Origin of the sequence: Adhaeribacter rhizoryzae (genome assembly GCF_008629685.1) — a bacterium.
Taxonomy (GTDB): Bacteria; Bacteroidota; Bacteroidia; order Cytophagales; family Hymenobacteraceae; genus Adhaeribacter; species Adhaeribacter rhizoryzae.
On record NZ_VWSF01000001.1, the window covers coordinates 687,269 to 712,719 of the forward strand.

The 25,451-nt window shown below is 43.3% G+C and carries 25 protein-coding genes; 11 read left to right on the forward strand and 14 right to left on the reverse strand.

Annotated features, from left to right (window positions below; all coding sequences use genetic code 11):
- Positions 1 to 29 precede the first annotated feature (29 nt).
- Positions 30 to 632, reverse strand: a complete 603-nt coding sequence (gene yihA / locus F0145_RS02800; RefSeq protein WP_150086620.1) for a ribosome biogenesis GTP-binding protein YihA/YsxC — start codon at positions 630 to 632, stop codon at positions 30 to 32.
- Between the two features lie 308 nt (positions 633 to 940).
- Here yihA and F0145_RS02805 point away from each other — a divergent pair, with 308 nt between their 5' ends.
- From F0145_RS02805 to F0145_RS02830, 6 genes are all read left to right on the forward strand, one after another.
- A complete protein-coding gene (locus F0145_RS02805; RefSeq protein WP_150086622.1) occupies positions 941 to 2,926 on the forward strand; it encodes a PD40 domain-containing protein in 1,986 nt (661 codons plus the stop codon).
- Between the two features lie 524 nt (positions 2,927 to 3,450).
- On the forward strand, positions 3,451 to 5,445 hold the full coding sequence (locus F0145_RS02810; protein WP_150086624.1) for an OmpA family protein: 1,995 nt from the start codon (positions 3,451 to 3,453) through the stop codon (positions 5,443 to 5,445).
- 131 nt (positions 5,446 to 5,576) lie between these two features.
- The gene (ubiE, locus tag F0145_RS02815) at positions 5,577 to 6,299 is read left to right on the forward strand and encodes a bifunctional demethylmenaquinone methyltransferase/2-methoxy-6-polyprenyl-1,4-benzoquinol methylase UbiE (RefSeq protein ID WP_150086626.1); all 723 of its coding nucleotides are present in this window, start codon (positions 5,577 to 5,579) and stop codon (positions 6,297 to 6,299) included.
- A 20-nt stretch (positions 6,300 to 6,319) separates the two neighbouring features.
- A complete protein-coding gene (porT, locus tag F0145_RS02820) occupies positions 6,320 to 6,991 on the forward strand; it encodes a type IX secretion/gliding motility protein PorT/SprT (protein ID WP_190277455.1) in 672 nt (223 codons plus the stop codon).
- 3 nt (positions 6,992 to 6,994) lie between these two features.
- The gene (locus tag F0145_RS02825; protein ID WP_150086630.1) at positions 6,995 to 7,744 is read left to right on the forward strand and encodes an SDR family NAD(P)-dependent oxidoreductase; all 750 of its coding nucleotides are present in this window, start codon (positions 6,995 to 6,997) and stop codon (positions 7,742 to 7,744) included.
- Positions 7,745 to 7,756: 12 nt separating this feature from the next.
- Complete coding sequence (locus F0145_RS02830) at positions 7,757 to 8,149, forward strand: VOC family protein (RefSeq protein ID WP_150086632.1); 393 nt, start codon at positions 7,757 to 7,759, stop codon at positions 8,147 to 8,149.
- Between the two features lie 165 nt (positions 8,150 to 8,314).
- Here F0145_RS02830 and cdd read toward each other — a convergent pair whose 3' ends face one another.
- Positions 8,315 to 8,806 carry a cytidine deaminase gene (gene cdd, locus F0145_RS02835; RefSeq protein WP_150086634.1) on the reverse strand — a complete coding sequence of 164 codons (492 nt, stop codon included), beginning with the start codon at positions 8,804 to 8,806 and terminating at the stop codon, positions 8,315 to 8,317.
- 119 nt (positions 8,807 to 8,925) lie between these two features.
- Here cdd and F0145_RS02840 point away from each other — a divergent pair, with 119 nt between their 5' ends.
- Positions 8,926 to 10,257 carry a saccharopine dehydrogenase C-terminal domain-containing protein gene (locus F0145_RS02840; RefSeq protein ID WP_150086636.1) on the forward strand — a complete coding sequence of 444 codons (1,332 nt, stop codon included), beginning with the start codon at positions 8,926 to 8,928 and terminating at the stop codon, positions 10,255 to 10,257.
- A 21-nt stretch (positions 10,258 to 10,278) separates the two neighbouring features.
- Here the strand turns inward: F0145_RS02840 and F0145_RS02845 are convergent, their stop codons facing one another.
- The 5 genes from F0145_RS02845 to aroQ form a co-directional block, all read right to left on the reverse strand.
- Entirely contained in the window at positions 10,279 to 10,992 is a 714-nt protein-coding gene (locus tag F0145_RS02845) for a tRNA1(Val) (adenine(37)-N6)-methyltransferase (protein ID WP_150086638.1), read from the reverse strand.
- Positions 10,993 to 10,997: 5 nt separating this feature from the next.
- The gene (gene rnhA, locus F0145_RS02850; protein WP_150086640.1) at positions 10,998 to 11,462 is read right to left on the reverse strand and encodes a ribonuclease HI; all 465 of its coding nucleotides are present in this window, start codon (positions 11,460 to 11,462) and stop codon (positions 10,998 to 11,000) included.
- A 40-nt stretch (positions 11,463 to 11,502) separates the two neighbouring features.
- Complete coding sequence (locus tag F0145_RS02855) at positions 11,503 to 12,075, reverse strand: MarC family protein (RefSeq protein WP_150086642.1); 573 nt, start codon at positions 12,073 to 12,075, stop codon at positions 11,503 to 11,505.
- Between the two features lie 31 nt (positions 12,076 to 12,106).
- A complete protein-coding gene (locus tag F0145_RS02860; RefSeq protein ID WP_150086644.1) occupies positions 12,107 to 13,168 on the reverse strand; it encodes an aminotransferase class V-fold PLP-dependent enzyme in 1,062 nt (353 codons plus the stop codon).
- 64 nt (positions 13,169 to 13,232) lie between these two features.
- Positions 13,233 to 13,688 (reverse strand): type II 3-dehydroquinate dehydratase, encoded by a 456-nt coding sequence (gene aroQ / locus F0145_RS02865; protein WP_150086646.1) that lies wholly within the window; start codon positions 13,686 to 13,688, stop codon positions 13,233 to 13,235.
- 142 nt (positions 13,689 to 13,830) lie between these two features.
- Here aroQ and xerD point away from each other — a divergent pair, with 142 nt between their 5' ends.
- A complete protein-coding gene (xerD, locus tag F0145_RS02870; RefSeq protein WP_150086648.1) occupies positions 13,831 to 14,730 on the forward strand; it encodes a site-specific tyrosine recombinase XerD in 900 nt (299 codons plus the stop codon).
- 26 nt (positions 14,731 to 14,756) lie between these two features.
- On the opposite strand, the gene F0145_RS02875 is transcribed toward xerD, so the two are convergent.
- The 3 genes from F0145_RS02875 to F0145_RS02885 form a co-directional block, all read right to left on the reverse strand.
- Positions 14,757 to 15,206 (reverse strand): DMT family transporter, encoded by a 450-nt coding sequence (locus F0145_RS02875; protein ID WP_150086651.1) that lies wholly within the window; start codon positions 15,204 to 15,206, stop codon positions 14,757 to 14,759.
- A gap of 55 nt (positions 15,207 to 15,261) precedes the next feature.
- Entirely contained in the window at positions 15,262 to 16,548 is a 1,287-nt protein-coding gene (locus tag F0145_RS02880; RefSeq protein ID WP_150086653.1) for an outer membrane protein assembly factor BamD, read from the reverse strand.
- A gap of 161 nt (positions 16,549 to 16,709) precedes the next feature.
- Entirely contained in the window at positions 16,710 to 17,084 is a 375-nt protein-coding gene (locus F0145_RS02885; RefSeq protein WP_150086655.1) for a VOC family protein, read from the reverse strand.
- A gap of 280 nt (positions 17,085 to 17,364) precedes the next feature.
- Here F0145_RS02885 and F0145_RS02890 point away from each other — a divergent pair, with 280 nt between their 5' ends.
- The 3 genes from F0145_RS02890 (at position 17,365) to F0145_RS02900 (ending at position 21,097) form a co-directional block, all read left to right on the forward strand.
- Positions 17,365 to 18,387, forward strand: a complete 1,023-nt coding sequence (locus F0145_RS02890; RefSeq protein ID WP_150086657.1) for an ABC transporter substrate-binding protein — start codon at positions 17,365 to 17,367, stop codon at positions 18,385 to 18,387.
- 46 nt (positions 18,388 to 18,433) lie between these two features.
- The gene (locus F0145_RS02895) at positions 18,434 to 19,960 is read left to right on the forward strand and encodes a sugar ABC transporter ATP-binding protein (protein ID WP_150086659.1); all 1,527 of its coding nucleotides are present in this window, start codon (positions 18,434 to 18,436) and stop codon (positions 19,958 to 19,960) included.
- A 156-nt stretch (positions 19,961 to 20,116) separates the two neighbouring features.
- Positions 20,117 to 21,097, forward strand: coding sequence for an ABC transporter permease (locus F0145_RS02900; RefSeq protein ID WP_150086661.1), 981 nt, complete (start codon positions 20,117 to 20,119; stop codon positions 21,095 to 21,097).
- 179 nt (positions 21,098 to 21,276) lie between these two features.
- On the opposite strand, the gene F0145_RS02905 is transcribed toward F0145_RS02900, so the two are convergent.
- From F0145_RS02905 to F0145_RS26070, 4 genes are all read right to left on the reverse strand, one after another.
- Complete coding sequence (locus F0145_RS02905) at positions 21,277 to 21,693, reverse strand: DUF2721 domain-containing protein (protein WP_150086663.1); 417 nt, start codon at positions 21,691 to 21,693, stop codon at positions 21,277 to 21,279.
- A 374-nt stretch (positions 21,694 to 22,067) separates the two neighbouring features.
- On the reverse strand, positions 22,068 to 23,390 hold the full coding sequence (locus F0145_RS02910; protein ID WP_150086665.1) for a sensor histidine kinase: 1,323 nt from the start codon (positions 23,388 to 23,390) through the stop codon (positions 22,068 to 22,070).
- Positions 23,391 to 23,528: 138 nt separating this feature from the next.
- Positions 23,529 to 24,212, reverse strand: a complete 684-nt coding sequence (locus F0145_RS02915; RefSeq protein ID WP_150086667.1) for a response regulator transcription factor — start codon at positions 24,210 to 24,212, stop codon at positions 23,529 to 23,531.
- Positions 24,213 to 24,239: 27 nt separating this feature from the next.
- Positions 24,240 to 25,388 (reverse strand): hypothetical protein, encoded by a 1,149-nt coding sequence (locus F0145_RS26070; RefSeq protein WP_190277456.1) that lies wholly within the window; start codon positions 25,386 to 25,388, stop codon positions 24,240 to 24,242.
- Positions 25,389 to 25,451: the final 63 nt, after the last annotated feature.

Genomic DNA, 25,451 nt, shown 5'->3' on the forward strand with positions numbered 1-25,451 from the left:
TGCCCAATTTTAGTGCCAAAAATAAGGCATTAATTATTTAATTCGGCGTTTACCGATTCTATAAAATCTAAAATTTCATCGCGGCCTTTTTTCTCTTCCGAAGAAGTAAAAAACATTTGGGGTAATTCTTCCCAACTTTCCAGCAACTTCTTTTTATACACCGCCACAGCTTCCTGGGTTTTGTTTAACGATTGTTTATCGGTTTTGGTAAATACCAGTACAAAAGGAACTCCCAACGTTCCCAGCAACTGAATAAAATCCAGATCGGATTGCTGCGGGTCGTGCCGCGAATCGATCAATAAAAAAACGCAGGCCAGGTTTTTGCGTTGCTGCAAATAAGTTTTAATCATCTTCTGCCATTTATCCCTAGATTCTTTACTCACTTTGGCCCACCCGTAGCCTGGTAAATCGACCAGATACCAGTTGTCGTTTATTTTAAAGTGGTTAATGAGCTGGGTTTTACCGGGTAAAGATGAAGTTTTGGCTAATTTATTCCGGCCCGTTAGCATATTAATCAACGAAGACTTTCCCACATTCGATCGTCCAATAAAAGCGTACTCCGGCAAATCGGTTGCGGGGCATTTATCTACGGTGGTATTGCTGCTGATAAAGGTTGCTTCTTTAATTATCATTATTTTTACTTTACTATATGAATTTATTATATTCTTGAAAAAATGGTATTATACTATTTGAGTATGTCGTGCCTTTATTTTACTTTTACTCTTATAAAGCTTGGTAATTTAATATTTAAGCCGCTTTATTAGTAATAATAAATACAATTATAAAATTTACATCTTTGCTGCAATATATTTATGTATGTTAATGTGTTGTTGATTAAATGCAAAAACATAGATTTAGATATTGTAATTAATAACTAAGATTATTTAAAAATAATAAAAGTACGATAGCCGAATAGTTAATTCTTTCAAAAGCCAAAAGTATGAAACAGAACTACAAATGTATGATTATGCTACTCTTAATGAGCCTGATTGGTTCTGAAGGATTTGCTGAACCATTAAAAAAAGATAACATACAGGAAGCCGAAGCCGCTTACGCCCAGCAAGACTTAAAGCAGGCCGAAGCGCTTTATTTACAAGTGCTGCAAAAAACGCCCAACCATTTTTTGAGCAATGCTCGTTTGGGAAGCCTGTATTTAGGAATTAACCAACCAGCTAAAGCCGTAGCTTATTTTAAACAGGCCATAGCGGTAAATAAAAAATATTCCCAGGATTTAAATCAGCAATTAGCTTTAGCTTATCAGTTATCTGCCGATTACGATAATGCTATTACCGTTTACTACGATTTATTAAAGCGCGAAAAAAAGAACAGCGCCGAGGTAGCCGTTTACCAGAAAAAAATTAACGAATGCATTGCGGGCAAACAGTTAATGGCAAACCCGCTTAAAGTTAAAGTAGATAATTTGGGTGCTTTGGTTAATTCGGCCAGTGTGGATCATGTACCGGTTTTAACCGCCAACGATAACACCATTTTGTTTACCTCGCAGCGTTCCAAAGACCTGCGCAAGCCAACCGCTACTTCCGACGAAGATATTTTTATGATTAACCGGATGGAAGAAAACTGGTCGTCGCCGGCTCGCCTGAAAGAACCATTTAATACCCCCAGCCACGAAGCTATACTGGCCGTAACCGCCGATGGTAATAAAATGTATTTTTACAGCAACAAAAATGGCAAAGGCGATATTTACGAGAGCAAAAAAGAAAAAGATAACGTTTGGCAAGCACCCGTAAAACTAGGGTCTAATATTAATACCAAGCACCACGAACTGTCTTTTGTTTTATCTGCCGATAATAATTTCGCTTTCTTTTCTTCTGATCGGCCGGGTGGTTACGGCGGTTTGGATTTGTACATGAGCATAGCCGATGGCAACGGTAACTGGAGCGAAGCCATTAACCTAGGGCCCAATATTAATACAGTTTACGACGAAGATGCCCCATTTTTAAGTGCCGACAATAATATGCTGTATTTTAGCTCTAAAGGCCACAACACCATTGGAGGCTACGATATTTTTAAATCTACTATTAACGGCGCGGTTTGGTCGCTGGCGCAAAATATGGGCGTACCCATTAACTCGCCTTACGACGATGCTTTTTACGTGCAGACCCAAGACGGGAAAGTTGCTTATTTTTCATCGGACCGGCCGGGTGGTTTTGGCGAAAGCGATATTTATTCTGTAGAGAAAGAAGAAGTTATTGCTTCAACGGAGCCCGAAGAAATGATTGGCCCTTACACCGCTATGGTCGGCGACGATGACTTAGAAGCCATTATGCCGGCCCTTACCAAGGCCCAGGCTGCCCAGGTAAACCAAACTCGCAAATTTATGGGCTATGTAATAGATGCCAAAACCAACGATACCCTGGCAGCCCGCATTACCTTACTGGATAAAACGCTTTTTAACACCGATGTGCAGGTAGAAACAACTCCTGAAGGCTATTTTGAACTGGAACTGGATAAAGATAAAACTTATGGTTTATTAATCGAGAGCAATGGCTACCAGATTCGTTCGCAGATGCTGAACCAGCCGGAAGGTAACGACGCCGAAAACTTTACCGCAATGCTGCAGCCAGATAGTGTGGCAGTGTCGCGCTTAGCCTTACAAAATATTCAGTTTTACCCTAATCAGGAGTTTATTAAGAGTTATTCGTTGGCAGAATTAGATTGGCTGTATACTTATTTATTAGATAATCCGCAGGTAGATGCTGTAATTACCGATTACCGGAATACCGAAGATACTGTACAGGATAAGAAAAAGTTAAATCAGCAAAGAGCCGCCAGCGTTATTAAATATTTAAATGCAAAAGGTTTAGAGCCGGGCCGCATCCGCTTTGCGGCTAAAAACACGAAACCCTTACCCGCGAAAAATGAAATGGCGATGGGCTTGGTTATAAATTTAGAACCAACCGAGTAGCAAACTAATATTTATTTTGTTTATTTAAACGGGTAATTCAGAGGCGTGAATTACCCGTTTTGATTTGCCCTTAAACATACATTTGTACAATGATACGGCTGGTTTTAAGTTTTTGAGCGGCTGTAAAAATGCTTTCGGGCATTTCAGGTGTAAATAAAATTGACCGGCGGTGGTATTATTGTAGAAATAAAAATTACCCTCAAACTTTTAAATAGCTTTATATAAGCCTTTTCTATATAGATTGGTGTAATATTTTAAGACAGATAATTTAGATAATTTTTTGAATATACTTAAGTTTTCTATCTTAGCGCAGAATTTAAGCCAATCGGGAAATCAGAAACTACAATAATATTGGGATACTAACGGCGGCAAACCATTTTAGAGGGTTAAATTTAGAAGAATAGCTATATCAAACTTTGCTAACTAGCGTATAATTACCGAATATATAATTTTTCTTATGCTAATTCTTCAATCAGAAAATAATTACAAACCTTAAACTTATCTGAAAATAATAACCATTTCATATGAATAATTCAACTACTAGAGTTTTCAGGTTTTCTTTTCTATTCTGTTTTGCGCTGCTGGTGGCCTTTTCGGCTATGGCCCAGAGCAACCGGCAGTTAGTGAAAAGAGGAAATAAGTTTTTTGATGATGAAAATTACCGGTCGGCTATTCCTTTTTACGAACAGGTGCTAGCCAAAGACCCGGATAATGCACAAGCCTTGTTTCGGTCGGGGGTAAGTTATATTTCGTTCGATAAAGAGAAAGCGAGCGAGTATATTTACCGGGCGCAGCGGTTAAACCCCAAAGTAGCCAAAGATGTAGAATATTGGCTGGGCCGCATCGACCATTTAAATTACCGGTTCGATGAGGCCGTGGCCCACTACCGGGCTTATGATGCTACCCTCAAAAAGAACGATGAGCGCAAGCCCGAAATTGCCCGGTTGATGCAGCAAAGCCGCAATGCTAAAGCGCAGTTTAACAACGCAAAAGATATTTTCGTGAAAAACCTGGGTGATGAGGTAAATACTGCTTATTCAGAACACAGCCCGGTTATTGCTACGGATGATAATTATTTGCTGTTTACTTCCCGTTCCGAAAATGTAACCGGCGGTAAAGCCGACCAGTACGGCGAATATTACGAAGATATTTTTGAAACCCGCCGCACTGATCCTACTGCTGCCTGGCAACAACCTAAACCGGTTGCCAATATTAACTCGCAGTTTCACGATGCGGCTATCCAGTTGTTCGATAACGATACTAAACTTTTATTATACCGCGACCAGAACAACGGTGACTTCTTTTTCAGCACCCTCGAAAATGGCACTTGGTCGGCTCCTAAGCCGTTAGGCAATAATATTAATACCCGCGATTACGAAGGTGATGCTTACATTACCCCGGATGGTAAATTCTTATATTATTCTACGAGCCATTATTCCGAAAACGGCGACAAAGATATTTATGTATCGGAGCGCGATGCCAACGGCGGTTGGGGTAAACCCAAAAGCATGGGTACTTTAATTAACTCGCCCGACGATGATGATAGCCCTTACCTGACCCGCGATGGTAAAACCATGTATTTTACTTCCAGAGGCCACAACAGCATGGGCGGTTACGATGTGTTTGTAACCAAGTTCGATTCGGTTTCGCGGCGCTGGAGCCGGCCCGAAAACATGGGCTATCCGATTAACACGCCCGATGATGATGCTTATTACCGTTTAAGCCCCGATGGTTCTTACGCTTACTTATCGTCTTACCGCATGGGTGGCTACGGCGAGAAAGATATCTGGACCATTAATTACATTAAGAATGTGGTTATCCGGGGTCACGTATATAACCTGCGCGATAAATCTATTATTCCGGGTGTAGAGCTCGTATTTAGCGGGCAACAAGCCAATAAACAAGCCATTAGTTACCGCGATGTTACCAAACCAGATTCCGGTACTTATTCGGTAAGTGTGTTATCGGGTCGTAAATACCAGGTTTCAGTTTCTAAAGACGGCAATAATATTGCTACCGAAGAATTTGATATTCCGGTTGTAACCAATGACACTACCGTAATAGAAAAAGACTTTTTTGTGCCGTTTACCGATACTACCGCCGCCGGCCGTTTAGCTTTCGAGAAAATTTATTTTGATACCGACGAATATACCTTGCGGGCCGAATCGGTTACAGAATTAGATAACCTGGTGCGTATTTTGAAAGCTAACCCAGGCATTAATTTATCAATTAATGGCCACTGCGACTCGCGGAACACCGATGAATATAACATTGTATTGGGTGAAAACCGGGCCAAAGCCGCGTACGATTATTTAGTTAAAAACGGCATTGCCCAAACCCGCCTGGTTACCGTAAGTTACGGCGAACGTCGTCCGGCTGCGCCTAACGATTCACCGGAAAACATGCAGCTTAACCGCCGTACCGAATTTATGATCATAGCACGCGAAGGCGAAAACCCAGCCGATATTAAAATTCAGGGAGGTACTAATAATAATGGTACCATTACCCCGAAAAAATAAAAAATATTAAATGGGCTCTAAACCCGTAAAAAAGGCTAAACCCAGGTTTAGCCTTTTTTTTTAAACCTTAATCTGTAATAAAAGTTAAGGGATTATTACTTTTGGTTTTTCGTTTCTACAATAAAAATAGCATGTCGGTAGTTCCTTATAAAAATGACCAAACAGGTAAAAAATCGCAGGTAGCGCAAATGTTTAACAGCATTGCCGGTAAGTACGATTTTTTAAATCATTTTTTGAGCGCCGGCATAGATATTTACTGGCGCAAGCAGGCCGTAAAAATTATGGGGCAAAACCAACCAACCTTGCTGTTGGATATTGCTACCGGTACCGGCGATTTTGCCATTGAGGCTTTAAGCTTAAACCCGCAGAAAATAGTGGGAATCGATATTTCGGAGGGGATGCTGGCCGTTGGGCAGGAAAAAATTAAAAAGAAAAGCCTGACCGATAAAATTGAACTGCAGCTCGGCGATTCGGAGAACCTGGCGTTTGCCGATAATACTTTTGATGGTACCATGGCCGCTTTTGGCGTTCGTAATTTTGAGAACCTGCATAAAGGGCTAAGCGAAATGTACCGGGTACTAAAACCGGGTGGCCGGATTGTGGTACTTGAGTTTTCGAAGCCGCGGAGTTTCCCGTTTAAACAGGTTTACAATTTTTACTTTAAAAATATCTTGCCGGTTTTTGGTAAAATTATTTCGAAAGACCAGGCGGCGTATACATACTTACCGGAGTCGGTTCAGGCTTTTCCGGATGGGCAGGAATTTATTAATATTTTAAAGCAAGTAGGATTTAAAAACACACAATGGCATTCTCTTACCTTCGGCATCAGTTCTATTTATACCGGTTTAAAATAATATTTTCCTTTCTAGTTTTTTTGCTTTTAGTGTTAAAAGGTTTTACGGTTTCGGCTCAGGATAAAAAATACATCCAGAAAAACCTGTCGAACCACGATGACAAACCCATGCACTACGGTTTTTACCTGGCTGGTAACACGGCGCGGTTTACCCTCGAACATTCCGATTATTACGTAGATCGGCTCCGCGACTCCATGACGGTTAATCCGAAGTTTTACCCAGGTTTTGCCATTGGCTTTGTGCTTAACCGCCGTATAACTGATTTTATTGATCTTCGGTTTTTGCCCGGCGTAAGCTTTTACTCCAGAGGGGTAGAGTATAAAACCAGCAGCGAAACTGTTACTCAGGAAATGGGGGCTACGTCTATTGAGTTTCCGCTGTTATTTAAATTTAAATCGCTGCGGCGGAGCAATGTACGCATGTACTTGGTAGGGGGCGCCAAGGCCGGGGTTGATATTGGTAACAAGAAAAAAGCCAACGCAAGTAACCAACTGGAAGTAAATACCCAGGATTTTGCGATTGAGTATGGCGTAGGGCTCGATATGTTTTACCCGTTCTTTAAATTTGCCCCGGAGTTGCGGTTTTCCAATGGCATAACCAATCGCTATGCAGCCGGGGTAAACCCCTACAGCCGCAGTGTGCAGGCGGTAAGGTCTAATACCGTTACGCTTTACCTGAATTTCGAGAATTAAGCCATGAATAAAATAGCTTTAATTACCGGTGCTACTTCTGGAATTGGCAGGGCTACCGCGCTTTTATTGGCCCAAAACGGGTTCGATATTATTGCCACCGGCCGCCGCGCCGATCGCCTGCAGGAACTCGAAACCCAAATTACCACCGCCCGGATTTTAACGTTGGAATTTGATGTGCGGGATAAAGTTAAAGTAAAAGAAGCTATAAGCAGTTTGCCCGAAGATTGGCGCCAGATAGATGTATTGGTAAATAATGCCGGTAACGCGCACGGTTTGGCTCCCATTCAGAGCGGCGATGAGCAGGATTGGGAAATGATGCTGGATATAAATGTAAAGGGCCTGCTGTACGTATCTAAGGAAATAATTCCGCTCATGATAAGCCGGCAACAAGGTCATATCATTAATATTGGCTCGGTGGCGGGCAAAGAAGCTTACCCGAATGGCAATGTGTATAATGCCTCTAAATTTGCCGTTGATGCCCTGTCGCAAGGCATGCGTTTTGATTTGTTAAAAGAAAACATCAAAGTATCGGAAATTAATCCGGGCCTCGTACAAACGGAATTTTCGGAAGTACGTTTTAAAGGCGATAAAGACCGGGCAGAAGCTGTATACCAAGGTTTTCAGCCGCTGGTGGCCCAAGATATTGCCGATATTATTTTGTTTATGGTAACGCGCCCGCCCCACGTAAACTTGGCCGAAATATTAGTATACCCGGCTGCCCAAGCTTCGGCTACCGTGGTACATAAAACCTAACTGGTAGTGCTCATGCAATTCCTGGGAATAAAGGAAACCTGCCTTTACGTTCAGGACTTAGCGCGCACCAAAAATTTTTACCACAATTGTTTGGGTTTTGAAGTTATTGGCGAAGTGCCAGGCCGGCATGTTTTTTTCCGGGTAGGTACTTCGGTATTGTTGTGTTTTATAGCCGCCGCTTCGCAGCAAAGCAAATTATTGCCGCCGCATTTTGGGCAAGGCAACCTGCACCTGGCTTTCGAAACAACTATGCAGGATTACGCCGCCCGCAAAGCCGAAATTAGCGCTATGGGCATTTCCATAGAATTAGAATATGATTGGGGGCGGGGCTTCTACTCCTTTTACTTCCGCGACCCGGATGGCCATTTGCTGGAAGTAGTGATGCGAGGTATGTGGGAAGCATAGTTAGTCATGTCAGCTATTCGCAACTTTCTGGCCCTGTTTAAAAACGTATATTTTCTGAAATATCAGGTTTTATCAGTTTCTTCGGAGTAAAATATTGCCTGGGTAAAACTGCCGGGTGCTTTAAGTCAAATTGCTCAAGCTATTGCAATAAATAAGGCTGGCCTTTTATAAACCCAAATTTTCTTTTGAGAATTGCAGCGGCAACAAAGCACTTACCGAGTCGCAGCGGTAAACCTGGCCATTATCGGCTTGCATTAAAACCATAATAGGCGCTTCCTGTAAATTTTCGTATTCGGCCATTACCTGGCGGCAAGCACCACAAGGCAAAGCTGCTACAAAACCATCAGTACCGTTCCGGTGAGCCGTTACAGCTATCTTAATAATTTTCTTATTTTTATTCTGTGCCCGTAAGCCAAATAAAGCAGTTCGTTCGGCACAAAGCCCGGAAGGATAAGCAGCATTTTCCTGGTTATTTCCCCAATGCGTAGTGCCATCTTCGAGCAGCAAAGCCGCTCCTACCAAAAATCCGGAATAAGGCGCATAGGCTTGGCGCGAAGCTGCCTGGGCATTGGTTAAAAGATTTTGTTCGTCGGGCGGTAATTCCGAAGCAGTGGTAAAAACATCTACTATTATTTTTAATTCTAATTTATGGGCCATTTAACAGGTAAACTAATATTCTGGAGAAGCTAAAAATACAAGATAATGCCGAAAGGCCCTAACCGAAGTTGGCAATCCTGCTAATTCTTAATATTTTAAGGACTAAAGTTTAAATAACGATGCCGCATATTTTGTTGTTGGGTGCCGGCCGATCGGCAACGGTGCTTATTGCTTATTTATTCCGGCAAGCCGGCATTTTAGGCTGGCGCGTTACTGTGGCCGATTTATCGGTGGCACACTTACCCAAACCGGAGCAGGAATATTTACAGATTATTTCCTTAAATATTCAGGACGAAGCCCAGTTAAAAGCCCAAATGCAAGAGGTAGATTTAATTATTTCGCTGCTACCGGCTTTATATCACCCAATTATTGCCCGTTGGTGTTTAAAACTCCGGAAAAATTTAATAACGGCCTCGTACGTAACACCTGAAATACAAGAATTACACGCGGCTGCTAAGGAGGCTGGGCTGTTGTTTTTGATGGAAATCGGGCTCGATCCGGGCATCGATCATTTATCGGCCATGAATTTACTAGATAATATTCGGCAGAAGGGCGGCAATATTCTTTCGTATAAATCCTATACCGGTGGTTTAATAGCGCCGGAATCGGATACAAACCCCTGGCATTATAAATTTACCTGGAACCCGCGCAACGTAGTTTTGGCTGGGCAAGGAACCGCGAAATATTTAGAAGACGGCCGCTATAAATTTATTCCGTATCACCAGCTATTTAACCGTACCGAACCAATTTCTATTCTGGATTTAGGCGAGTTTGATGGCTACGCCAACCGCGATTCGTTGCTGTATCAGCAACCATATGGGCTGCAGGATGTGCAAACAATAATTAGGGGCACCTTGCGGCGGCGGGGCTATTGCCAGGGCTGGCACCTGCTGGTACAATTAGGCTTAACCAACGATTCGTACCAATTACCAGAAAGCGCACAAATAACTTACCGGCAGTTTTTAAAAAGTTACTTACCACCAGTTACCAATACGCAAACCGATTGGGTAAACCGTGTGGCAGCGTATTTAAATATTCCGCCAGCAAGCGAAGCCCTGGCCTTATTGCAATATTTAGAATTTCCGGAAGAGCCGATTAACTTGGAATACGCAACGCCTGCGCAGGTGCTCGAAAAATTATTGTTGCAAAAATGGGCGCTACAACCGCAAGATAAAGATATGGTGGTTATGCAGCACCTGGTTACGTATGAGCTTAACGAAGAAAGAAAAGAGCTTAAAGCTTCGTTGGTGGTTTTGGGCGAAGACCAGCACCAAACCGCTATGGCTAAAACCGTAGGCTTGCCGGTGGGAATTGCCGCTAAATTAATTTTAACCGGACAGCTACCGCATACCGGCGTTGTAATTCCTACGCATCCCAATATTTATATACCTCTCTTGCGCGAACTGGAAACTTACGGAATTTCTTTTGTAGAAGAAGAAAGAACACTATAAGTGGCTAGTGCAACTGTTAATTTAAAATATTAAATAATAGTCACGGAGCAGTTCCTGAAAAGCGGTGGTATAGGTATTGTTGATATTGCGAATAAATAAATTCTCCTCCGGAACAGGGGTAATTTGTTCCCGGCCAAACCCTTGAATGGTCCGGATGTGCTTGCCTCTGGTAAAAGTAAAAATATGTAGTGCCGAAATCAAGTGCAGGTTTTCTGCCTGAGCCAGGCTCGCAAAATTTCGGCTTTCGGTGGGTGGCAGCAAAATGAATAATTTACCGGTAGCGGAGAGAAATCGGCGGCAAAATCTAACTATCTCGGATAACGATAACTCCTGGCTGTGCATGGCCACATTGCGGGCCTGATCGGGTGATAAGTGCGAGGCCGCGTAAAAAGGTGGGTTACAAATAATTAAATTGAATAATTGCTGATTAGTAGCCGAGAATTCTTGCAACGATTGCTGATAGACATTTATGCGGTCGGCCCAGGGGCTGCTGTTAATATTTTCCTGCGCCTGGGTTGCGGCCGCGGCATCTATTTCGATGGCGGTTATTTGGGCCGGAGAACGTTGGGCTGCCATTAAGGCCAGCAAACCGGTACCGGTGCCAATATCCAGAATAGTTGCGGCTTGGGTTACCGGCGTATAAGCCCCCAGAATGCAGGAATCGGTACAAACCTTCATGGCGCACTTATCCTGCTTTACCAGAAATTGCTTAAACTTAAAATAATCGTTGGGCACCCCAATCAGGAATTAAGTTTAACGCTGGCTTCATAGCCCTGGTCTATCAGTAGGTTAGGCGAGAGGGCACTTTGTACAGCTAACTGATCGCAGCGCTCATTTTCGGGATGGCCGGCGTGTCCTTTTATCCAGACAAAACGCACCTGGTATTTGGGATAAATGCGCAAAAAACGGGTCCAGAGGTCGGGATTGGCTTTGCCGGCAAAGCCTTTTTTCTGCCAGCCATACACCCATTTTTTCTCGATGGCATCTACCACGTACTTCGAATCGGAATAAATGGTAACCGGAATACCGTCGGTTTTAATGGCTTCGAGGCCCACAATAACGGCCATTAATTCCATGCGGTTATTGGTGGTAAGCCGGAAGCCGGCGGTTAATTCTTTTTCGTGATGTTTGTAGCGTAAAATGGTGCCGTAGCCGCCCGGCCCCGGATTGCCCCGCGAAGAACCATCGGTAAATATTTGTATCATTAATATCTTTTCAATTCAGGAAAAATATCTTCAAAAAAGATTAAGACTCTATTCGAAGATTGGTAATAAATAATTTAATAGAAATAGCGAGTAAGATAAACCCAAAAACCTTGCGGAGTACTTCGGTACCGGCATGACCCAACTTTTGCTCTATCCAGCCCGAAGCTTTTAGTACAATATAAACAAACACCAGGTTAACCATTATGCCTACCAACACATTGGGTAGGGCATACGCCGCCCGCAGCGACAGCAGGGTAGTCATGGTGCCGGCGCCCGCAATTATCGGGAAAGCCAAGGGCACAATAGAACCGCTGCTAGATTCGGGGTTAGAGTGGAATAAATGAATACCCAGAATCATTTCCATACCAAACAAGAAAATAATAATAGCACCGGCCAAAGCAAACGACTGAAAATCGAGGCCGAATAATTTTAATATTTCCTGACCCAGAAAAAGAAAAAGAATCATGACCACGGCCGCTACCAAAGTTGCTTTGCCCGATTGAATAACGCCTTCGCGTTTGCGTAATTCTATAATTAGCGGAATAGAGCCCAAAATATCTATTACGGCAAATAAAATAAGCGTAACCGAAAGTATTTCTTTAAGACTAAACATAGATGATTTAATAAAACTTTAGCCCAAACCTTTATTCGTAGTTAGACAGGAAAAAGTGTTTTAATATTTTAAATTCATCATCCGAAATAGCCGGGAAGTTGGCGATCCGGAAAGTATTTTTAGCCCAGTTGCCGTAGCCGTTGCCCAATATTATTTCATGGCGCAGGGCGTTGCGTTTAATTTCGTCTACTAGTTTTTCGGAGCCTTGCAGCGTAATTACCGTGTTAGAACGTACTTCGGGGTTGGTAACCAAAGGCGTAAAAGCGGTAAACAAATCGAAAAACTCGTACAAATCCTGGCTCCGTTTTACAATATCGTGGTCGATGGTTTTTATAGGGGCCCGCTGTTCCATAACCTGCTGCATCAGGTAAATATTCAGCACATTGGGGGTATTGGTAGTCTGGAAATTAAGCATTTTCTCGTAAAGCGTTACCAGGCTGTTGTAATGCCCCCGTTCGTTTATTTCTTTGGCCCGGAAAATAGTACGCGGCGAGCAAACCATTATGCCCAAGCCGGCCGGCAAACCAAAGCATTTCTGCACCGAAGCGTACCAAATATCGGCTTTAATATATTTTAAAGAAATACCCGCCATCGAAGACGTGGCATCTACGGCAACGAGTGCATCGCGGTAGCGGTTAAACAAATTCAGAATGGTGGTTTCCTTAATTTGGGTGCCGTTGGCGGTTTCGTTTTGGGTAATGCAAACCAGTTCGGTATCGGCATCGGCGTCCAGGTCTTTCACCGGAATTTCATCGTTTACCCCAAATTTAAAACCTTTTGCTTCGGGCCTGATTTTACGCACGTACTGCAGCCATTTTTCGCCGAACGCACCGTTGTATAAGTGGTAACTTTTTTTGCGGGTAAGGCTTTGGGCAATTATTTCCCAACACTCAGTGGCCGACGAAACAAAGAAAATGTAATAATCTTGCGGAATATTTAATTTTTTACGCAACAGCCCTACTACGTTTCTGCTGAGTTGCACGAAACGGTCGGAGCGGTGCGGAATGCTTAAGATGCCTTCGTCGTAGGCCATAGCCATATAATCCCGCACTTCGGGGTAAACTTTAGACGGTCCTGGATAAAAGGTCAGCATGCTTTAGTTGGGTAAGGTGTAAAAAGAAATTTGGAACGCACGGGTTTAAGCGGGCAAATGGCAGCTACGAATTTTTAAGCGCGAAGCCTACTTTATTCGGCCGCAAACTTAAAAAATATTGCAGCGCCAACCGGTAACTTTCCAGCCCGAAACCGCAAATGCTACCCTGGCAACGAGCAGCAATTAAACTTTTATGACGAAACGCTTCGCGGGCGTAAATATTGGAAATGTGTACTTCTATAACGGGCGTGGTAATGGCACCAATAGCATCCGAAATAGCCAACGATGTGTGCGTATAAGCGCCGGCGTTTAAAATAATGCCTTTGTAGCTGAAACCAACTTCGTGAATTTTATCAATCAGCGTGCCTTCGGTGTTCGACTGAAAATATTCCAGTTCTACATCGGGGTAAGTGGTTTTCAGTTCTTCGAAATAATGCTCGAACGAGCGGCTGCCGTAAACCGATTTTTCGCGTACGCCCAGTAAGTTTAAATTAGGGCCATTTATGATAATATATTTCATCTGCTAAAAAGGCTAAGTTAAATCCATAGTTTTGCAAAGGTACATACCTATTAAATAAACTTAGTAAATTACTAAATATTTATCCAGAATAGTGGAAGGCCTTATTTTGGTTCTTTCCGCTGTACTATAACCCAACATTTAAATGAACTGGTCTGTCCTGATAAAACAATTTGAAGCTTACCTGCAACTGGAAAAATCTTTGTCGGGGAACTCGGTAGAGGCTTATTTGCGCGATATTAGGAAGTTAACGCAGTTTCTGGATTTAAAAGGCTACAAAATGAATCCGCTGGATATGCAGCCGGCTATTATTCAGGAGTTTCTGGAATGGGTAAACGAATTGGGCATGACGCCGCACTCCCAAGCGCGCACCTTATCGGGCATCCGGGCTTTTTACAAGTTCCTGATTATGGAAGATTTAATATCTGCCGACCCGACCGAAACCATAGAAGCACCCAAACTCGACCGCAAACTGCCCGATACCTTAAACGTAGAAGAAATAGAGCAACTGTTTAACGCCATTGATGTTTCTACGCCCGAAGGCACCCGCAACAAAGCCATGCTCGAAACCTTGTACAGTTCGGGTTTGCGGGTAAGCGAATTGGTAGAACTCCGGATTAGTAATTTTTATGAATCGCTGGGCTTTTTAAAAGTAACCGGTAAAGGCGACAAAGAACGGTTGGTGCCCATTGGTCGCGATGCCTTAAAATATATCCGGATTTACCTCGACGGAATTAGGTGCCATTTACAAATAAAAAAAGGTAACGAAGATTTTATTTTCCTGAACCGCCGCGGAGCTAAACTAACGCGCGTAATGGTTTTTACCATTATAAAACAACTGGCTCAGAAGGTTGGGTTAAATAAACAAATTAGTCCGCACACGTTCCGGCACTCTTTTGCTACGCACCTGATTGAAGGCGGCGCCGATTTGCGGGCCGTGCAGGAAATGCTGGGTCACGAATCTATTACCACCACCGAAATATATACCCACCTGGATAGGGATTATTTAAAGCAAATAATCAAAGATTTTCACCCGCGGAGTTAAAATATTCGTCCTGGTTTAGGCTTAAGTTAAAATTTTTGGATGAGGTAAACGCCAGCTAACAGTAACAGTACGCCAGCTACCCGGAGCCAGCTAACCGGGTGCTGCGGGAAACCAATTACCCCAAAATGGTCGAAAATAACGGCAAAAATTAGCTGGCCACCTACAATAAACCCAAAAGTGCTGGCGGCTCCAATACGCGGTGCCACTACAATTACCGAAATAATATAAAATACGCCCAAAGCGCCGCCAATCCATTTCCACCAGCTAATACCCGCAATGGTTTTAACTGAAGGTAATAAGTGCGTAGAAGTAAAAAGTACGTAAGTAACCAGAATGGTAGTACCTACCAGGAAAGAAATCATGGCGGTAATAACGGGGTTACCTACTGCTAATCGTAACTGGGCATTAGCTCCTGCCTGAATAGTTACGGCTAACCCGGCGAGTAAGGCAATCAGGTAAAATATTTCCTTTGGCATAAATCAGGCGTGTTTTCTGGCAAAGGTAAAGAATAGGAGTTGCATAAACGCCTGCTTAATTAAGGGTAAACGCGGTTACTTTTTTATTTTTTTCGTAGCTGTCGCGGGCTTTTACCAGGGTATCTATCCACGACGATAACCGGTACGATTTCTGGTGAAAATACGATTGGTATTTGGTAAGGTAATTAATGCATTTCTGGTACTGGTGGGCATCGAGCCAGGGTTTAATCCGGAGCTTTAGTACCGTAATGGCTTGTTCGGTAGGCGCGGCCAAGGCAATGTAAGCATCTACCTGGTCTTCTTCAAAACCCAGAAAATTAGTGTTCAGCATTTTAGCACCAAACTGCGATAATTCAATATCGTTTTCAAGCTGGTAAGGTTCGCGGTAATTAGGGTAGCGCGCTTTAAAGGCTTCGTACGATTCGGGGGTGCCGCTGTCGTTATACAACACATAAAGCTTGTCCCAGGCATTGCGTACGTTGCGGTTATTGGGGTATTTAGAAATAAAATCTTCGTAATCTTTAATAGACGGAAACGAGGTAAAGCGGGCGTAAATACTGTCTTCGGCCCATTTGCGATACTTGCTGTCGGGGTTTTCGTTTACAAATTTTTCGTAGCCTTCCAGCGAGTTTTCGGTGAGCAGCGATTTAAACTCCAGTTGCTCAAATTTTACAATGGCCTCTTCCAGGTAGGGGCTTTCCTGAAAATTCGCGATAAAGTTTTTGTAAGCTTGTAAGGTGCCGTCGGCGGTAAAAGTTTTGTAAAGCAGCAAATCGTATGTTTTCCGGGCTTCCGGTATTTTTTTCGATTTCGGATATTTTTTCATGTAGTTGGCGTAGGCCTCGTACGTGTTTACTTTCTGCACAATTAAATATTCCAGTTGGCTTTTCAGAATTTCGGCGCTTTCGAGTTGGGGCGAGGTAACATGGGTTTTCATAAACTGCTCCAGGGCCTCGGGATCATTGGCTAATACAGCGTTCTGAAAAGCAACTGAATCGATGTGTTGCTGCAAAGCCAGAATTTTATTTTCCTGTACTTCGGTTTTGCTTAATTTTTTGCGGCCTTTTTCGTCGAGCTGTTTGTACATTTCGCGGGCGTTTACCACATGCACGTAGGCCCGCTCAATATCGTATTGCGCAAAGCTCTTCTGCGCCAATATTTTACTTAAGCCGTAAGAAGCCACCACATCGTTGGGGTTATCGGCCAGCCTGTCGGAGAAAATAGCAAAGGCTTTATCGTATTTTTTTTGGCTTAAGGCTTTTAAACCTTTATCGAGCGCAAATGCCGGGTTTAATAAAAAAGTATAAAGCAATATAAACGCCAGCGGCCTGAGTAAATTCATAATCTGCTAATTCAAATAAAATATATGCCTTTAACGAAAAAAAAGCTTAGTAAAGATATATCATACAGCACAAAAGGGCACGCATTAAATTTAAAGTTACGGATTTTTTAACAACAAAACATTAAGCCGGGCATATTGTAATCAGGTAAACTTAAACCTGGCTAGTCTAAATCCGGAAGCTCGGTTAGTTCTACTACGTGACCATCGGGGTCGCGCACAAATATTTGCCACATGCCATCGGGGCGTTGTTTAGGACCCGCAAACGTAACTTGTTTAGCCTTTAAGTCGGCTTCTGCTGCTCTAATTGATTTTACGCGCACCGCAAAGTGGTTGCCGCGGGGTTCGGCTACTACCGGGTTAGTGCGTTCGCCAATTAAATGCAGTTGCTGAACGGGGCCAATCCGGAACCAGGCCCCCGGAAACGTAAAAGCCGGCCGAGCCATAGGCGGCAAGTTGAGAACATCTTCGTAAAAACGGCAACTGGCGGCTACATCCTGCACGTGCAAGGCAACATGGTTTAAATCTAATATTTCCAAGGCTAGGTTAAAGGTGTTTTAATATTAAACAACTGCTAAATAAATAAATTAATCCTGATTCTCCTGCTATATTTCCCAGGGGAATAGCCAAGGTGTCCGCATAAGCTGGTAATAGAAGCTTTTAAGGAACAAAACTGCCTCAAAGAGCCCGACCAGATATTGGAAAGAATAGCCCGGAAACGCAGCGCCCGAAATAATTTTTCGGTTAAAAATTGTAGAAAGTATATGTTTTCCTATTTTACAGATTAAAAGATACTGTTCACCACAAATTCACCAACTAATGATTAATCACCTGCACGCTCGCTTAACTTATTTAACGGTTTTGCTGCTTTTGGCCGGAATAATATTTACAACTGCCTGTAATCGTTCCGATTCTACAGGACAAAGCGGTGAGGCCGCCGGCGAAAAATTACGCATTGCCGTTATTCCCAAAGGAACTACGCATTTATTCTGGAAATCGGTACACGCCGGGGCCGCCAAAGCTGGCCAGGAACTAGGCGTTGAAATAATTTGGCAAGGTCCGCAAAAAGAAGACGACCGGCAATTGCAGATACAGGTGGTACAAAATTTTGTGAGCCGCGAAGTAGATGGCATTGTGCTGGCGCCGCTGGACGAACGCAGTTTGGTACCGCCCGTGAAAGCAGCGCGTAACCGTAAAATTCCGGTTGTCATCTTCGATTCTGATTTAGCTTCTAAAGATTACGAAAGCTTTGTGGCTACCGATAATTACGCCGGCGGCAAACTGGCAGCCCAACGCATGGCCGAAGTGCTGCAAGGCAAAGGCAACGTTATTGTACTGCGTTACGCCGAAGGATCGGCCAGCACCACCGCCCGCGAAAATGGTTTTATGGATGGCTTAAAAGAATACGCGCCGCAGGTTAAAATAATTTCTTCTAACCAATACGCGGGGGCCACCATGGAAAAAGCTTACCAGGCTTCTCAGAATATATTAAACCGGTTTAGCGAGGTAGATGGTATTTTCTGCGCCAACGAATCGAGTACGCAAGGTATGTACCGCGCCTTACAAACATCTGGTAAAGCCGGTAAAGTTAAATTAATTGGTTTTGATGCCAATGAGACCTTACTAAAAGCTATGCAAGACGGGCATTTGCACGGGTTGGCGGTGCAAGATCCTTTCCGGATGGGTTACGAAGGTGTTAAAACGGCGGTGGCTGTTATCCAGAAAAAACCTTACGAGAAACGCTTAGATACCGGGGTGGTGATGATTACCAAAGAAAACATGGATAGCCCCGAAAACGAAGAATTGCTGAACCCAGACCTGGATAAATGGCTGGAAGAATAATAGCTTTATTTAATTATTAAACACAGCGTTGTTAAGTTAATAAAACATGCAGCAAGATACGGCAGCCGCCGGTAATTGGCTTTTGAGTCTGGAGAATATGGCCAAAAGTTTTGGCCCGGTTAAAGCTTTGCGGCAGGTAAACTTGCAGGTTAAAGCCGGTGAGGTACATGCCTTAGTGGGCGAAAATGGTGCCGGTAAAAGTACTTTAATGAAAGTGCTCAGCGGGGCGCATAAACCCGATAGCGGCAACATGTACCTGAACGGCCGGGAATATAAACCCGGTTCGCCGGCCCAGGGCAGGCTGGCCGGTATTGCCATGATTTACCAGGAATTAATGCTGGCGCCGCACCTGACCGTAGAAGAAAATATTTTATTGGGTCTGGAAAAAACAAAGCTGGGATTTCTGCAAAACCAAAAGCAACAGGTACACGAAGCACTAGCCTGGCTAGGGCAGGAAGATTTGCAACCCAATACCCCCGTAAACCAGTTAAGCATTGGCAAGCAGCAACTCGTAGAAATTGCCCGGGCTTTGGTTACCGATGCCCGCGTGGTAATAATGGATGAGCCAACCAGTTCTTTAACCGCCGCCGATGCCCAGGCCTTATTTGGCGTAATCCGGCGGTTAAAAGATAAAGGCATTTCGGTTATTTATATCAGTCATTTTTTAGAAGAAGTATTTGGGGTTTGCGACCGTTATACTGTGCTGCGCGACGGCGAAACCGTAGCTACCGGTAATCTTACTGATATTTCTACGCCCGGTTTAATCCGGCACATGATTGGCCGCTCCGTTGATGAATTATACCCGGCTATTCCGCACGAGTTAAGCGAAACCGTATTACAAGTAGATAACCTGGTTACCCAGCCTTACCACAAAACAATTTCTTTTGCTTTGCGCCGCGGCGAAATATTAGGCATATCGGGCCTGGTAGGGGCGGGCCGTTCCGAAATAATCCGGAGTATTTTTGGTTTGGAAAAAGTACACCAAGGTCAGGTTAAAATCAAAAATAAACCCGAATTACAAGCCATTTACCTCAACCCAAACCAGGCCCTGAACGCCGATTTAGATTTACTCAGCGAAAACCGCAAGGAAGAAGGTTTAGCTTTAAATTTATCGATTGCTACTAATCTAACGTTATCGGCTTTAGGTAAATACGCCAAAAACGGCTTGCTCAACTTAAAAAAAGAGCAAGCCGGTGCCGCCGACTGGATGCAGCAGCTACAGGTAAAAAGCCAAAGTCCTTTAGCGCCTATCAGTAGTTTGTCGGGGGGCAACCAGCAAAAAGTTTGCATTGCCCGCTTGCTGCACCACGATAGCGATATTTTATTTTTAGACGAGCCCACCCGGGGTATTGATGTAGGCAGCAAAGCCGAAATTTACCGCCTTATCCAGACTTTAGCCGGACAAGGCAAAGCCATTGTGGTAGTTAGTTCGTACCTGCCGGAGTTGCTGGGTATTTGCGATACCTTGGGCGTGATGTACCGGGGGCAGCTATCAAACATTAAACCAGTAAAAGCCTGGACCGAAGATGATATTATGCACTTTGCTACCTCGGGAATGGAAACTGCCAGTTAAAATATTTAAACGCTTTTATTTAAGAGAAAACCAAAAGGCATTTGCTTAGAAAGGTTTCTCCCAAACAGATAAGCGTTTAAATGCTGCCCTGATTAAAAAAAATAAAATCTTTAAAATATATAACCTAAACGCCAGTCGTTTATCGCTCCCCACCACATGAATATTACCGGTAAAAAAGTATTGTCTCAGTTTGGCCCCTTTCTGGGGTTAATTTTTGTTTTTGTATTATTTTCTATTCTTTGCCCGCCGGCTTTTACTTCGGTTTATAATATTAAAACCATTCTTACCCAAAGTGTAATTGTGGGTATCGCCGCCTTTGGCATGACCATGATTATTATTTCGGGGGGCATAGATTTAAGTGTGGGTTCGCAGATTGCCTTGGGTACGGTAGTTATTGCTACGGTCCTGAACATGGGAAATACCGGCGCCGAGATGGGTTTTATGTGGCCTTTGCTGGCTGCTTTGGCGGCTATTGCAGCTTGTGGGGTTTGTGGTTTTATTATTGGGCGGTTTATTTCGCGGTTTACGATTGTGCCGTTTATTGTAACGTTGGGTATGATGCAGATTGCCCGCGGTGTAGCCAAATGGATTGCCAAAGAACAAACCGTAACCACCCCACCCAACTGGCTGCAGGATTTAATGCTCCTCGACCCCCAACCTGAGTGGCTGTTTTTCGGGCCAGGGGTTTGGATAACACTTATATTATTTGTTTTGGTAACCATATTGCTACGGTACACGGTTTTTGGCCGATATGTATTTGCCATTGGCTCCAACGAACAAACCGCCCGCCTGTGCGGCATTCCGGTTAAATATTACAAAACGGCCATTTACACCTTCAGCGCTTTTTTTACCGGTATTGCTTCTATTATGCAGTACAGTAACTTAACCGTAGGCGATCCCACGGCGGCTAACGGCATGGAACTCGATATTATTGCGGCGGTGGTAATTGGGGGTGGCTCGCTGAGTGGCGGCGAAGGCAGTGCTTTAGGGTCTATTATTGGGGCCTTAATTATGGCTGTCCTGCGCAACGGCTGCAATATGTTGGGTTTACCTAACTACGTGCAGGAAATTATTATTGGGGTAATTATTGTGGGCGCTGTACTAGTTGATAGGTTAAAGCACCGGATTAAGGCTTAAGATTAGTTCTGATTCTTAATATTCGCAACCATTTGCTCTGACTGTGTAGGCCTAACTTTGAATTGAAAGGTTTACTAAATGAGGTGAGTAGTTTAAGTTGATTCATAGAATGAATTAGATTTTAGTGGCGCAATTAGAATTTAAAAATGACTCACAGCTTATAACCCTCAGCATCCTGATTATCTTTCCTGTAGCTTCTGATTTTCCCTATCCTCCATATCACTCAACTCAATTTTTAAGGCATTAACCGATATTTGAATTTCCCGGATAGAAAGGGCGAGGGAAGCCATGAGCAAAACCAGGCTAAAGGCAAATAAATATTTGCCAATGGTGAGTTCGCCGGCAAATAGCACGAACATACACAGCACACATACAAACATGCTGCTAATGCCCAAGGTTTGCATGTTCCGGATTAAAATAAGTCGCTCGCGCAAGTTGCTAATCTGGCTCATGAGCAAAGTACTATGCGTACGCACATATTGTTCTTTCAGGTTGCGCACCAGCGAAGCCAGGGCAATAAACCGGTTGGTAAAAGCCAAAAGCAACAACGAAATAGCCGGAAATAATAAAGCCGGAGTAGTTATGGTAATTTCCATAAAAGAAAACTAAAGTTCTAAAAAGCTGCTGCTAATTTAAATCAAAATTATAAGGCTTTCCTGATCCCTCCTCTGTCATTCAGGAGGAACCTATTTAGTTATCTGCCAAATAGGTTCCTCCTGAATGACACAAGTGAGTTACTTAAGCTTTAAAGCCTTTGGCCTGATTGTACAACACCTGATTGCATAATAAAAGCTATGAAATCAGTATGAACGCTAAGACTTGAATTTATTTCTTCTTAAGCAACTTTAATAATTTGCTTCATCCATTTGATGTTTATTATGGAGGAAGAGCAGAGCCGGGAAATATTGCTTAAGCTTGGTCAGCGCCGGATAAACCGAAGTAAAATATAGCTGCAATAATTATTAAACAATTAGCGTGGAAATAAAAGCCTAAAAGTGCTGCCTTCGTCTACCACCGACGATACTTCTATTTTAATTTGGTGGTAGTTGGCAATGGTTTGCACAATAGGTAAGCCCAAACCAAAACTTTCGGCGGTACCGCGACTGATTTTTTTAAACCGGTAAAATATGGCAGAAATTCTTTCGGGCGCAATGCCAATGCCGGTATCGGTAAATTCCAGTTGGTAATGCTCGGTTTGTAATTGCCCGTTTATGCAAATTTTTCCGCCGGTTTTGTTATACTTAATAGCGTTGTTAATGAGGTTGAAAAACATATTAAAGAGCAACGACTTATTACACGGATGACAAATAAAATCATCGGTCAGGTTAAGTGCCAGTTGAATTTCTTTGTCTTCGAGGCGGTAAGATATCTCGTCGATTACTTCGTCGAGCAGCGTTTTTACCGATACGGATTCTTCTTTAATAAATTGTTCGTTTTCGATGCGCGAAATAAGCAGTAGCGTTTTTATTATATTTTTTAACCGGCTAATGGTTTTCTGCATTTCATAAAACTTTACCTGTAATTCCGGTGAAGTTTCAGCGTGGTCGTGCAGGTTTTCGAGTTTGTGTTGCAGAATAGAAACCGGCGTAAGTAATTCGTGCGAGGCGTTGGCAATAAATTCCCGTTCCTGCTGAAAAGCCTGTTCAATCCGCTCCATCATTTCGTGGATGCTATTATCGAGGTGCTTAAAGTCGGAAGTAGAAGTTTTGATGCGCGGAAACTTGAAATCGGCCGGCGATCGGAGGTTCTGTAATTTGGTCCGGACAATAATATTTAAGGGTGTAAGCAGGTATTTGGTAAAGTAAATATCGGAGGCAATGGTAAGCAACACCATGCTGATGAGCAATATTAAGGCAAACCGCTGAATAACCACATTATTTTCCGAAACTGAAGCCAGGCTGTAGCCTAATTCCATCAGGTACCAGTTGTTGCCCACCCGGAAAGTATTCGTTAAAATCCGGAAATCTATCTGAACGCCCTCAACTTCGCGTTTAGCAGTTTCGATAAAATAAGTGCCTTTTTGTGAAGGCGCTATCTGCTCCAGCGTAATGTAATCTTCTTTAGAGAAAATATTATAACTACTAAACACCGAATCCTGGCCCGGCTCAAGGTATTGCGCAATGCCCCCAGTTTTAATGCTTTGCAAAACTTTATCATGCTGTTGCCGCAGCCGCACATCGGTTTGCCGCCTGGCCTGGTAATCAACAATACGCGGCAGCAGCAGCACAAATATTAAAATAATAATGAGCTTGGAGAGCGCATTATAGGAAGCTAACTTGTTTTGTAATTTCACCTGTTAGTGCGTTTGGAGTAGTCCGGAGTAATGGGTTAATATTTAATACCGGTGGTGCGTAAGCATTTAGCTTTGTCGGGCTTTTACTTATTTTGGGTAAGCAATATTTAGATAGCCCAGACTCAGCAAGAATAAAACCTAACTATTGGCTACATTAATGCGATAACCCATACCCCGCACGGTTTCGAGCCAGCTTGTTTCGCCGTAAGCCCCCAGCTTTTTGCGGATATTTTTAATGTGCACATCAATGTAGTTAGAGTCGTAATCGTCTTCCAGAATATTGCCCCAAATGTGTTCGCTTAGTTGCAGACGAGTGAGTACGCGGTTTTTGTGCAACAAGAGGTAAGTTAAAATATCGAGTTCTTTCTTGGTTAAATTAATAGTATCCTGGTTGTGCTTAATGGTATAATTTGTGGTATCTACTTCAAAATTTCCAATGGTAAGTTTGTTTTTTTTCAGACCGAATTTGCGGCGAATAATGGCCTGCATGCGGGCTTGCAGTTCCAGCAGGGAGAAAGGCTTTGGCAAATAATCATCGGCGCCTAGTTCCAGACCTTTTAGGCGGTCGTCGAGTTCGCCGCGGGCGGTTAAAATAATAAAAGCCGCTTCCTGACCAACCTGGCGGGCTTCGGCGAGTAAGTCCAGGCCTTCGTAATCGGGTAAGGTTAAATCCAGCAACACAAAATCGTAAAGGTTAACCGCAATTTTTTCGGAGGCATCTTTTCCGGTTAAGGATAAATCGCAATTATAGTTGGCTTTGGTTAAAAAGTGCTGCAGTTCTTTCGCCAGGTTTATTTCATCTTCAACAATTAATACATGCATAGCTGAATCAGGCTTTATTAGGAATAGTTAGAAGGTGTGGTAATAACTGAATGTGAAAAAGGAGCGGGGCTTAGAACTGAATTCCTGGGTAACGTTGGTAGGTACCAGCAACCGCCACGACAATTCAAAAGAATTATTGCCAAAGCCGTAAATAACCGGCAAGGTAAACCCGTAGTTTAGCAAAGTAAATTTAGATTCCTGAATAATGGTGGTGGTAATGGTAGTAGTTGTGCCGGTTCCGGTATTACCGTTGCCTACATTTCCATTATTGCCATTATTTCCGTTACCGTTGTTCCCGTTGTTACCATTCCCGTTTCCATTATTTCCATTTCCGTTGCCGTTATTACCGTTACCATTTCCATTATTGCCGTTCCCGTTGCCGTTGTTTCCATTTCCATTCCCATTATTGCCATTCCCATTGTTGCCGTTATTTCCATTATTGCCGGAGTTACCATTTCCGTTACCATTATTACCGGAATTGCCATTACCATTACCATTGTTGCCGTTGCCATTCCCGTTGTTGCCGGTAAGAGCTTCTTCTACTTTGGTGGTGTAGCTTTGCGTAAAAAATTGGGTGCCCGCTAAAATATTAATGGCCGGGTCTATGCCCAGGTAATCGGTTTGGCTGAAAATACCTTTCTTCTCGAAATAACGGGAATTGTTCAAGGACAGGAAAGCATCGTTAAACTCGCCGAAAAGGTAATGGGCCGTTAGGCTGGTGTAAAGGTAAGACCAATCGTAGCTGAGGGTAGCCGTAGCCAGGTTAGAGGCCACCGATTGCAGCAACGGATTATCTGAGCCGTAAATATACCGGGTGTAACTTACGCCGCCTTCTAACCGGTCGGATAAGGCAACATCCCAGCCGGCACTCAGGTTGGTTTCGTCCACGTAGTTTTTAACTCCTTTTATGTGGTAAAGCGTAGTGCCTACCCAAAAGCCGGATTTAAACTTGTAACTTAAGTTTGCTGCCAGGTACGGGTAAGCTATATCGGTGCTCCGCCCGAAAAAGTAAGAATTATTGCCAGCCAGCAAACCAACGGTAAAAGTGTTCCGGGTACTGTCAGCGGCTGTGGTTACCGTAGCAGTATCGGTGTTATTTGGTACAACCGGGTTAATACCGGCACTTGCGGTTTGGTAACCAAAAAGAATTAATATAATGCAAATAAGATGTTTCATTTATTGCCAACCCTCCATCGTATTTGTAAATATACAAAAACACCTGCACGAGCGGCAGGTGTT